This window comes from Enterococcus sp. 5H, from assembly GCF_028128615.1.
Classification (GTDB): Bacteria; Bacillota; Bacilli; order Lactobacillales; family Enterococcaceae; genus Enterococcus_L.
The window spans coordinates 76,748-88,549 of record NZ_AMDP01000049.1 but is presented as its reverse complement, the minus strand read 5'-3'; the positions used below and the strand labels follow the sequence as shown (position 1 = coordinate 88,549).

General features: G+C 36.3%; 8 protein-coding genes. All 8 read right to left on the bottom strand.

Going from position 1 to position 11,802, the window contains the following annotated elements; genetic code table 11:
• A partial coding sequence (locus tag C240_RS13930) for a nucleotide sugar dehydrogenase (RefSeq protein ID WP_271497068.1) occupies window positions 1-698 on the bottom strand: 698 nt, incomplete at its 3' end.
• 333 nt (window positions 699-1,031) lie between these two features.
• On the bottom strand, window positions 1,032-1,517 hold the full coding sequence (locus C240_RS13925; RefSeq protein ID WP_271497067.1) for a hypothetical protein: 486 nt from the start codon (window positions 1,515-1,517) through the stop codon (window positions 1,032-1,034).
• Window positions 1,518-1,716: 199 nt separating this feature from the next.
• Window positions 1,717-2,850: a DUF916 and DUF3324 domain-containing protein gene (locus C240_RS13920; RefSeq protein ID WP_271497066.1), complete on the bottom strand. Its 1,134-nt coding sequence runs from the start codon at window positions 2,848-2,850 to the stop codon at window positions 1,717-1,719.
• Between the two features lie 250 nt (window positions 2,851-3,100).
• A complete protein-coding gene (locus tag C240_RS13915) occupies window positions 3,101-3,856 on the bottom strand; it encodes a WxL domain-containing protein (protein ID WP_271497065.1) in 756 nt (251 codons plus the stop codon).
• Between the two features lie 72 nt (window positions 3,857-3,928).
• Entirely contained in the window at window positions 3,929-4,735 is an 807-nt protein-coding gene (locus tag C240_RS13910; RefSeq protein WP_271497064.1) for a WxL domain-containing protein, read from the bottom strand.
• The gene (locus C240_RS13905) at window positions 4,736-5,083 is read right to left on the bottom strand and encodes an LPXTG cell wall anchor domain-containing protein (RefSeq protein WP_271497063.1); all 348 of its coding nucleotides are present in this window, start codon (window positions 5,081-5,083) and stop codon (window positions 4,736-4,738) included.
• Window positions 5,084-5,097: 14 nt separating this feature from the next.
• Window positions 5,098-9,165, bottom strand: coding sequence for a pectate lyase-like adhesive domain-containing protein (locus tag C240_RS13900; protein WP_271497062.1), 4,068 nt, complete (start codon window positions 9,163-9,165; stop codon window positions 5,098-5,100).
• Window positions 9,162-9,914, bottom strand: coding sequence for a DNA-binding response regulator (locus C240_RS13895; protein ID WP_271497061.1), 753 nt, complete (start codon window positions 9,912-9,914; stop codon window positions 9,162-9,164). The genes C240_RS13900 and C240_RS13895 overlap by 4 nt, the downstream gene beginning before the upstream one ends.
• Window positions 9,915-11,802: the final 1,888 nt, after the last annotated feature.

Here is an 11,802-nt window from a genome sequence, read left to right as displayed (position 1 = left end):
TCGTTGATAAACGCAATATTGATACTGCGGAAGGTATTTTCAAGTAATTTACTCATTTCAGCTGTTTCAGGCGAGCTTACCACCACCACTTGGTCTAATATTGAACCGTAGAGGACTTGGCCTAATTCAGAACTTTCTTCCGTTATCCCGCCAATTACTTTGGGTATATTTTTGGTTTGAAACGTAGCATTGCCCGGATCAATCCGTTCAGGTGAAAAACATAAAAAGTAATCCCGATTTATGTATTTATGTTGCTGTTCTAACTTATGATGAAATAATTCTCTAGTTGAACCGGGATAGGTCGTACTTTCTAGGATAATTAACAAACTGTTGGTCATATGCTGTTCAATTTTTTCGGCTGTAAATTCTAAAAAGCTAATGTCAGGTTCTTGGTTTTTATTTAAAGGTGTTGGGACACAGATGCTTAGTGCGTCCAGCTCTTGGATAGAGGCAAAATCGGTGGTTGCCGTAAATCGAGTGGATTCAACTGCCGCGGTCACTGTTTCATTTTTGACATCTAGTATATGGGACTGACCTTCATTCAGTGCTTTGACTGTTTGTTCGTTTACATCAATGCCGATAACGTGATAGCCCGCATGAATAAATTCCATCGCTAACGGTAAACCGACATAGCCTAAGCCAATAATCCCGATTTTTGCTTGTTTATTTTTAATTTTTACTAGTAACTGGTCTTTCAAATTGTATCAAACTCCTATTTCCCTTGATTTTTTCATAGATAGATTAGTGGTGTATACAGCATCTAATTACTATAAATTTTTTAACCTAATCTGTATTCTAATAGTGTGAATCATGCTTACATTCTGTATTGTTATAAAAGCCAATACTATAGTCACCATCCGAATAAAGTAGCTACACTATTCTAAATTCAAACACTAGATATTATCCTGTAATATTGTGAAAAACTTTATTTTCTTTTCTAAAGTGGAAACTCCAACAATGTCATCTATTTATGATTGTAACCCCTTGAATCTTTCAATTTTTGTTTAAGTTAGTTTTTTTAACTAGACAACTCAACCTTCGCCTTCTGAGAAACTAGCTTCATTTACTTTGTAATAGTTAAATGCCGCTTGTTCATACTCTTTTACTTGATCAATATCTCTTAAGAATTCTTCCACTAGGTTTGCATTACCATAAAAATTCTTAGTTTGTGTACTAGCGTTCATACCTAATTGTTTTGTAGCATTATAATACCGATTTAAAATCAATTGCCCTTCTTGAGAATTTAAGTTACTTGCTTTTTTTGTTCCATAACTCGCCATAGCTGTTGCTAAATAACGGATATTTTGTTGTAGTTTTTCTTCGTCATCACTTTGATCACGAGTCAAAATTAGTTGATCTTCAAGATCACGGAGGAGATAGTAACCCCGTACAACCGAATCTGAATCTTCTGTCGTTAAATTCATCGCTTGATAATAAGAGATGTACGTAGAAAGACTAGCAGAAGTTATTGTTAAAAAAATGAATATAAAAACAAGCACCAGACTTTTCTTCTTCATTTGTTGAAATTCTTTTCGTTGTTTAAAAATCCTTCTGTTTTTTTGTTTATTTTTAAATTTCTTTTTTGGTAGTGCGTTCATTTTTTTTCGCTGAATGAAGTATCGGAATAAAAAGAGTACCACACCGATTAGGAAGAGGATTGATGTTACAACCCCCCCTATAAAAACGATTTCCAGTATAGACATATTACCTCAGCCCCTATTCATCCTGTGGTCTTTTTCCCCGTTGTTTTTCCTGGCTTTCTTTTTTCTTACGTGCTTTTTTTGCTTCTAATTCTTTTTTTTGTTTCTTTTTACGCAAGTAAGTAATAATCCCGAAAATAATCCCAATCAGCAGTAAGACAGCTCCGACAATCAGCGCAATTAGCTGCCAGTCCAGTCCTTTTTCCTGCACCAAACCAACATCTCGTTCGTTAAATTTATCGGCGTCGTCTTGCGTAATTTCAAATTCTTCTGTCCACGCCCATCGTTGGTCGCCTGACGTAACTAAGATATTGGCTACATAAGTACCTGACACCATTCGCTCACCATTCATACTTATAGGAAACTGGATAAACGAGTTGGGCGCCATACGCATAGCGGTTTGTTTTCTTTCGTATAAAACAGAATCATTTCCTTTAGCATTAATTTGGGTTTCTACGGTCATATCGTTTAAGAATGCGGGAATGATATTAGAGAAATCAACGAATATTGTATTTCGGTAATTATTTTGTCCCGCAAAGACTTTATTTAAATTTAAATCTGGTACTAGTTCTTGCTCAGATTCTTGAAATAAAAGTCCAATAACATACGCATATTGGTTAATAATACGTGAACCACCTTCAACCGATGCATTGTCATCTTGGTCAGCTTTCATCAGCTGAATTCCACCTGCGATCACTCCCTCGATACTAGTTTCAGGCATTTTGATTTTTAGTTCTAAAGTTTTGGTTTCTCCCGCTTTTAAGTCAATGGATTCTGGACCAGAGACAATGTCTTCAAAATCAAATTTTAGGGACTCATCATTCTCAATATCCGAATCACCATACTCAATCACACCATTTTGATTTGTTACAGCTCCATTTAACCCCACATTAACTGTTACTTTTTCTACACTTGGATTTGAAAGTGTTATGCGTAATGTCTGTTCTTGTCCTTTAGACATTTTTAATTTGTAATAACCAATATTGTCTTCCATTTGATTACTTGGAAAATGTAGTCTATAGGTAAACCCCGTTGCTACTGAAAGTTCATCATTATCATCCGCATGTACTGGAATTGTAAAAAGGATACTTGGCAAAAGTATCAATACAATTAATGAAATAATTCCTATTACGTTTATTCTTTTTTTCATGTTTATAACCTCATGTCTTTTTATTTTTCTATGTATAAATTTTTTCCCAGATAAAAGTAAGTGTGGGGGACAAAACTAAAAATCAGTTTTGCTCCACACACTACATCTGAATAAAAAGCAGGAACAAAATCAACTTGTTCAGAAATAAGCTAGAATTCACAAAAGTTTAAAGACCAATTTTTATGAGCTCATTCTTCTTTCTCGAAGTTTAGCACTTCTCCCCAACCTCTTACTTTTAGTAAAGCTGAAATTATTGAGCCGCTACAACTTTCCAAGTCACTTTTGCTGTGTATGTGTCAACAGACATGTTTGAAGCTGTTGCAGCTGGAACTGTTAATTTCACAGAGTTATCTTCTGTTTCTTCTTCAGTATTACCAAAAGCCATAATGTAACGACCTTTTCCTTCTTGTTCAGCTTGGCTAGCAGTCACAACTGTTGTAGCACCGCCACTTTCTGTTAATTGGAATGCTCCTGGATCTGTAGGAACTGTGTTTGTGTTGTCCCCTTGTGCTGAAATGAATCCATTGCTGAAATCAATAGTAGATCCGCTTAATGCATTTGAAGACGCACCTGTAAATTGTTGTGTCATTTCAGCGGTTACTGTATAACCAAATGTACCTCCGGCACGAATATCACGCCATTGTACATAAGCACCACGTGTTATAGCCTCATCACCTTCACCAAAACTTGCTGGTGCAGCGAATGCTGTTACTTCATTTGCAGATGTTTTGATCGTTCCAAAATCTAAGTTTGATGTACGTTCGATCATCAATGCACCTAAATCTGGATTAACTGCTTCACCCGGTTCTGGATTTGGCTCAGGCAATACTTCAGTAGGTTTTTCTGGATCGAATACGCCTGGACTTTCTTCGTCTCCACCTTCTTCAACAATTACCGTTCCTGTTGAATCTAGTTCTGTTGCATCTGCTAATGCTACTGTCGGTGCTAATGCTCCGATTGTTAGTGCAGCGGCAATCGCTGCTGATGATAATGATGTGAATTTCATAATGTGTTTCCTCCTAGTGTGTTTGTGTGTAATTTATTTGATAACCTGGACGAATCCAGAAGTATCACAAGGTTAAGGTAACTCGGCTAATATCCAAGTTATTTCTGTTGCATATTGCACCGGGTAGATTTTTGTTGCAGCTGGAATGGTTAAACTGATGGCTGAATTATGATACGCCGGTTTGCCGGAAAACTCATCCTTCACAGCATTTCCTGCCGCATCTACCACTGGTGACAAAGTATTTTCCATATTATTGCTATTGGTTTCAGAAGCACCAAAGGCAATTGTCCAAACACCGCGGCCATTTCCAGCTGTTGCGGTGGCTAATTCGTAGGCTGTGCCAATCGAATTTAGCGCAATCGTTTCTCGAGTCACCGTTGGTGAACTACTGTTTCCACTGCTGTTAGCCCAGCCTTTATCTAATGAAAGGACAGCGCCACTTAGTTCTTGTTCGCTAGATTCTTGAATCACCGTATTTCTAAACTGATGATTTTGCTTCACTTGAAGGGTCCAGCCAGTTGAATTGGTCCGCTGATCGGTGATTTGGATAAAGCTACCTCTTGGCCCAGTTTCACTTAAGAATTGTTGGGCAAATGCCATAAAGGTGAGGTTGGTATCAGCTAGCTGAACTCGACCGAAATCAAGAGATGATACATAATCAATACGTAGCGGTCCATCTGTTGATGGTCCTTCTCCTGGATCAGTGATATCACCTGGATTTTCCGGATCAACTGGATTCGAGATTGAACTTCCTTCGACGGTAACCCTGCCTGATTGATCTAATGAATCAGAAGTTGCATATACATTCAGGCTAAAAAGAGTCACACTTGCTAGTAGGATAAGAAAGCTATTAATAACGTTAAAACTCTGCTTTTCCATCTATTCTCCCTCCTTTACCCGTCTACGTAATACAATTATAAGAAGGTTAAGTAGTACTATGCCGATTCCGATAAAACTGAAAGTTCTGATCAACTCTCCCGTACTTGGAAGATTCCCTACTGGCTTTTCCACTGTAGCATTATCTTTTTTGGTAGATAAATCTTGAATTCCCGGTACCACTGGTGTTAATTCATCTGGTAATGTTTCTACTTCATAGAATGAAATTTTTCCACCAGTATTAACTTGCCCACCTGCGCCGTCCGTTCCATAACCAATGACTGGTGACAAGGTTAAACTAAAGAGTGCCAACAAGAAGCAGAATAAGATGATTGGTTTGACAGTTCTCATTTTTCTATCTCCTTTTATGGCTGACCAGCCATTACTTTCCAAGTGATTACACCGACATAGCTGCCTGTATGCACTGTATCTGATGAGCCAATTTGCAACTTCACACCATCGGTACCTATTTGGTTCCCCCAACTATTACTTATCTCGAAACTTCCAGCTGCCCCCGCCTGGTTTAAGTAAACCATTTGGGCATTAGTATCTAAGATCGTTTCTTGACCTTCGTATACATAACGCAAGGCGTTAACTAATTCTTGTCCAGAAGTATTTCTCATTGGTGCCGACAATGTCGCAGTTAACGACCAGCCATTCGCAGTATCTGCACGCGTATCCGTAACAATCAGTGGTTGATCAAACTCTGGATCTTCTACCCGCTTAGTTGTAGCATTATATGTCAGTGTGCCAAAATCAAGAGCATTTGGTGCCGATGCTAAACTCAGAACGCCTTGAAGTTTGTAACGAACCGCCACTTCAGTACTATCTAAAATGACACCTGCTTCATTTTCTGGACGTTCAGCAATTTCATAGCCAGCATTTATCAAATTTTCTAACTGTTCAACTACACGTTCTTCTTTCGTTAAATCAATTTCGTCGCCTATCAGACCATCAATCGTAATTGTATAGCCAGGAAGTATTTGATCAATCTCATTAGTGAATTCTACAGTTAGAACAGCGTCTACTATTTCTGTTACTGTTAAAATAGTCGCCTGACTAAATTTCGTATCATGAAACACTAACTCTTCTTTAGGATTGATATTTCCAATCTCATTATTGGTAACTGGCGGATTAACAACTCCAGCCTCTTCTGCAAAACCTGCTTTATCTCTTAAAAATACTTGAATTTCATCATTTTCAGACAATGTTAACCCACTTAGCGAAATTTCGAAATTACCTGAACTATCAACTGATACATCAGAGGTATCAATCGTTTGTCCATTATGAGTAGCAGTCACTTCAACATCTCTGTTTTCAGAATAGCCTCGAATTGTAGACGCTGTACTCAATACTATTTCACTGTCAAAAACTGCAGGTGTTGGAGGAATTATTGGAAAAGTTACTGTAGGATCACTTAAAATAACATTTTCATATCCAGGTGTTAATTCTCCACTAGTCAAGCCAACCGCTATCACCTCAACTTTATCACCGACTTCTAAGTAGTCATTAAGGGTGATTTCAAAAAGTCCCCCTCTTGGTTCTTCACCATAGATACTAATCCCAGGCTCTTCATCGGAGTGTCCAACAGATTTGCCTCTGTAGGTTTGAGTAGAGCCATTAGCCTTTGTTACTTCAATCGTTACTACAGCTTCGTCATCCCATGCAGAACGTGAATCATACAGACCTACAGGTATACTGATATGTCCATAAATTTTCTTATCGGCATTTGTCGGAACTAGCAATTCATCTGCAACTGCCCAACGAGCATTATTTGAACTCAAACGTGAAAATGTTGTTAAACCCGTAGTTCCAAAATTATCTGTATTTAAAATATCCGGTTTATCAGTAGAAGCTAGCGCATTGAAATTTTGACCACTAAAAGAATAGTCAAGTGTTCGATAATTAATGTTTGGATCGCCATCTAAATCACTACCATTAACCCAAACAGCTAAATCACTTTGCTTAGCCGTTAGCGTTGAGCCACTAGAAACATTAAAAATATTTCCACCATCAGAACGATTGTTCCGGAAGTCCATATACAAAGGATCATCAAATGTAACGGTTAAAATTCCTGCATTAAATATTCCACCACTCGCGCTACGTGTTTGCCCTGCAGCCTGAAATAATCCTTGATTTAATACATCAATTGTTCCATTACCACTTGACATATCAATCGCAGGACCAGTTTCTGCTTTGATGATAACAGATGAACCTGGATCACTAACTGAAAAAGAATTCAGCGAATTCCCATTACTTGTATAAAGAACTCCTTGATTAGAGGTATCATTTGCAGTTCCACCACCAGGAGTATTTACCTGGAAAATCCCACCGTTTTTAACTTCTATGTGATTATTACCACCGTACATACGAATTCCTGGAGCAGTTCCACCACTTTTACTAATTTCTAACAATGCATTATCAATGGTAAAATTATAACTTCCAAAATATAAGAAGCGCAGTACAGCTGCTTCCCCCGTTGAAGCACCACTCTTTAATTTAAGGCTAGCATCATCTGACAAAACAAAATCCCCATTTTGGCTCTGAATACCGATTGCAGAAGCTAAATTACTTTCTGCTTGAACTTGTGCACCATCTGTAATTTCTACTTGAGCACCTGAAGTAAGTGTATTCTGAGTCGAGGAACCAAGGTAAATCGCTCCATTAACATAATTAGCACTAACCGAACTACGAGCATTAAGTATTGTTTCGGGATTAGCTATTTTTAAGACCGGTCGTTCTCCATGAACAGTGAGAGCATTCGCAGTATCTGAGTCAATATTTACGTTAGCTTTATTTTTCATTTCCACTTTACTATCATTTCCTGATAAGTGGATTCCATTGCCACTAGCAGTATTTACATTCACTGATGAATCTGACACTTTCAATTCACCAGAGACACCATTAAGGAAAAGTGCTCTTTTAGTTCCTGTCATGGTTAAATTTAGCTGCGACTTATCCGTAATTTCTACAGAAGGTACCGATCCAGTTAGTATGATGCCATTATTTGCTGTGTCAGATGCTGCCCTTGATGCTCCGCTACTCATTTCAAAAATAGAACCTCCGTCTAACCGTAAAGTTGGATTAGTCCCAGAACTACCTATAACCACATTTTGTGCATTACCTGATGGAGTAGTTAAATACGCTTCTGATTGTGATTCGAGTTGAAAAAGAGCATTAGCTCCTTCCAATAAAATCTGCTGTGCATTGTCTGAACTGACCAAGTTTAAAGCACTTTTATTACTGATTAAAACTTGTGGAGATGTACCAGCCAAATTAATGCTTCTTCCAGTTGCTGTATTAACAGTCAACTCACTTGATTCAATTGTCATTTTAGCTTCAGCTGCAACTAAGCCGATCGCACGTTTACTCTCTGATGTTGTCAATAACAATTTAGAATTCCCTAATACATCTAACGTTGGCTGAGCACCACTCAGAACAATTGCATTGTTTGACGTATTTGACACAGTAGCACCTGTTCCTAGAGCATTTATCTCCAATGTAGACTCTTCTGACACTACAACAGACGGATTTGTACCTCTCATATCAATTAAATTAGCAGTCCCTCTAGCTACAGAAATTGAAACATTAGAATTCTCACTAATAACAATTTTTGAATCAGCAACTGTCGCGGCTGAGAAAAATACAGCGGAGTTTCCTCTAGTAATCGATACTTGCGCCTGATTTTGTACATAAACTTCTTTTGCTTCAACAAATATATTCGTTAACGTCTGCGCAAAAGTGTTCATCCCACCAGTAAATGTTAGTCGTCCAGCAGGTATTAAAGCAAGTCTAGAGGCATTCCCTGTTGCCGTATTGACATCTTCAAGTTCCACTGACCAACCTATACCAGTACCACTTGCATTAAATATAGAATTATCTCCTGATTTCACTAATGAGGCGTTTTCTACTCGTAAAGTAGCAGCCTGATCTGCTGCTAAGTTAGCCAAAGTTAAACTACCATTATTAGCGCCAAAGTTAATAGTATAACCATTTCCTTTAATTAATAATTCTCTACTCAAAGTCCCTATAGCAGTTCCTGTGCCTGTACCACTACGTACCAAATTATTTTGAACTTCAATTTGACTGACTTCCGAGTTTGCTACAGCCAAACGTAATTCTTCAAAAGTTGAAACTTCGACCGTTTCGCCTATAAAAGAAGTCGCTTCAATTTTCTCTGTCAAACTACTACTTTCTGTTGCTTCAATAAATGTAGTAGTTAATTCTTCTTCTGTTTCTTGCTCTACCTCTCCTTCATCAGCAGGATCCAACTGAACGGATTCATTCGTAGCAGTTGACTCCTCTGTTGCTTCTGGTCTGGCAAAGAGCTTAGTAGCAGAGATATAGAAATAACCACCTATAATTAAACAAAGAAGTGACACCATTAAAATAATGCTATACATTAGTCTTTTGTTTCTGTTCATTTCAGTCATTTTGCCTCCTTACTTTCATTCTTTTGGCTAGTGACCTCCACCACCTCCTTTAAAGCCTTTTGTTCAATATTAGAATCAAGCAGGTACCCCACCGATCTTACTGTTCTCAAAATTTTAGGATTTATTCCATGTTGAATAAATTTATTTCTTATGTGAAAGGCTAAATTCGAAGTTCGATATCCTTTAGCGGAATTATCTATTTCTTCTTCATCTTCCCAAACATGCTTATAAATTTCTTCATATGTAAATGCTTGGTTCATTCGACTAGCTAATAATGAAATCATTTTAAATTCCATACGTGTAAGACTTATTTCTGCTTTGTCAGGAATTTTTATGCTGAAATTCAACGAATTAAGCAGTAATTCATTCTTAACTTTTGTTTCGATGTTTTCCTTGCTATCTTTGTCATAAACGATATTTAAGGTGTTTTCTATAATGACAAACATTTCTTCATTCGTGATATTTTTATCAAAATTTCCTAATACGCCTAGTTCCAAATTTAATTTTTTGCTTATAACATTGTCCGTCTCAGACCTTACCCAAACTGGTAAAATAAGTCTCCTTTTAATAGATAAAATCAACTCAAGAACTTTATTTTGGTGTTCATCAGCTGAACAGTGAATAACAATACCGTGAACATTCTCTAGCTGGTTTAATAGATGATTTTCATCAGAAAAATAAAAATCGTAAAGCTTGAGTGACGCAGGTATGGAATATCCTTGTAAATTAAACATTGCCAAATTATACATACTTTGTTCCCTCCTTTTTGTTTTTTTGCATACGAAAAAGATATTATATTTGGGTTTTTTATACAAATGTGATTTGTCTCTTTAACGGACACGAAATAACGAAGCCATATAACTTAAATCTTAGTTCGACAAAACACTAATTATTCGATAATTCAATTTCTCGGCACTTCCGAACGTCTCAATAGGGTAGAGTCTATTGGGAAGTGTAAAAATAGCGATATTCTAGATTTATATCATTATAAAAATTAGCTTTTAGCAAGGAAAAAATAAACTGTTAATTAAAGTAATGTTCACATCCGCATAGGTCATTATCAGAAATGTTCTATAGTAATCCAGCTATTTCAAAGTTAATTAGTAGAGTCACGGTTCCATTCATCTGGAATAGAAAAATGATAAATCAATCATTTAGTTTCTTCTATACCTGTATGAACCTTATTAGTAAAATAACGATAGAGAGAATTATCGTTTCATGAAAAAAATGATAAAAACAAGGAAATAATCCATTTAAAATATGTTGAAACCATTACTTTTAAGCCGATTTTTTCCACCAGTCGGACAAAGAGCGCTAATCATATCGTGTTTTCCGTTAAAAAAATGAACTTAAATTAAATATTGTATAAAGAATTTTTAAAAATAAAAAGCCTTAATACATTAAGACTAAATTCAAATTCGTTTGTTTTCAGGTGGAGTTTTTTTCTATTATTTCGATGTAATATCAAAAAAACTTCCCAGCCTTTCTTTTAGAGATTTTTGAGAAGTTACCGAAATTTTTTTTACTTTCATAAGTATAAATAAATGCCTACATTTATGGATGACTCTTTTTTCTTAATCATATAAATAACATTTTCTTTTGATATTCTGTCTAACCTCATAATACACACAATTCTGATCAGTAGTACTATTAAATCTTTTCATAATCTAGATCAAGATAGTGTGCAATCAAATACATATTATCTTACGTCACACGTCATCTTTATGACTATATTTCTAATAGCGCTAATCTGCAGGTTCTTCCTTCTGATTCATACCAAAATCAAGTAATAATAGTAAGCTTAAATTCTTCGATTTTTACACTTCCCAACAGACTCTACTCTATTGATACGTTCCGTTTTGCTTCCCCTTCTTATATCTATATAATTAATTGGTCAGTTTATCTGCTTGTTTAACTTAATCCTCGTACTCTTCATGATAAGATCAACTTTTTCATAACAGCAGTCATTAATTTTTTCATTTATATACAAAAACTCCAAAAGTTAGCTAACAGCTCTAACTTCTGGAGCAAAAATCAAGAATACTTATATTTTAACCTTTATTCGTTTGAAAAATAAATATCCGGTACTTACTAAACCTATAATGGTCACCATTTGGTTTAATACATTATTCTCCCAAGCTTTTGGCAGATTTTCTTTCTTTTTGAGGATAGCTTGAGTCGTAGAATTTATTCTGGCAATCTTTGACGTATTATTTGTATTGCTTGTTTTATTAGTTATATTCTTTTTAGAATAGCGATAAACAGCTTCCTACGCTTCTTTGGTATATAAATCTGGGGTATTTGTTGGAATTTCGTTCACTTTCCAGCCATCAATTACTTTCGCTTCTGCGTTGGAAGATCAACTGACTTTTCCGTTTAGAGCAATCAAATCAAAAAGTTCTTTTCCATTTTCATCCTGAATCTTACTGTTACTGGTTGAGCATTAATTCGCTCATAAATATTTGACTCTATTTCTTAAAAGTTCCAGTTACATTTAATTGCGTCAGATTCAGCTAACTTTCCTCCCGCCTCATCAACGTAGTTCAGGGTTACTGATTTTCGTATACATAGGTAACTTCTTATACGCCAACTTTAACTACTTCTGCTACCTCAACTAGCGGTTGACTGATTCCAAAA

Bases quoted from the DNA above. Each gene is read 5' to 3' on its own strand.
- C240_RS13895 (WP_271497061.1), bottom strand. From the start codon at position 9,914: ATGTATAATTTGGCAATGTTTAATTTACAAGGATATTCCATACCTGCG.
- C240_RS13905 (WP_271497063.1), bottom strand. From the start codon at position 5,083: ATGAGAACTGTCAAACCAATCATCTTATTCTGCTTCTTGTTGGCACTC.
- C240_RS13925 (WP_271497067.1), bottom strand. From the start codon at position 1,517: ATGAAGAAGAAAAGTCTGGTGCTTGTTTTTATATTCATTTTTTTAACA.
- C240_RS13915 (WP_271497065.1), bottom strand. From the start codon at position 3,856: ATGAAATTCACATCATTATCATCAGCAGCGATTGCCGCTGCACTAACA.
- C240_RS13910 (WP_271497064.1), bottom strand. From the start codon at position 4,735: ATGGAAAAGCAGAGTTTTAACGTTATTAATAGCTTTCTTATCCTACTA.
- C240_RS13920 (WP_271497066.1), bottom strand. From the start codon at position 2,850: ATGAAAAAAAGAATAAACGTAATAGGAATTATTTCATTAATTGTATTG.
- C240_RS13900 (WP_271497062.1), bottom strand. From the start codon at position 9,165: ATGACTGAAATGAACAGAAACAAAAGACTAATGTATAGCATTATTTTA.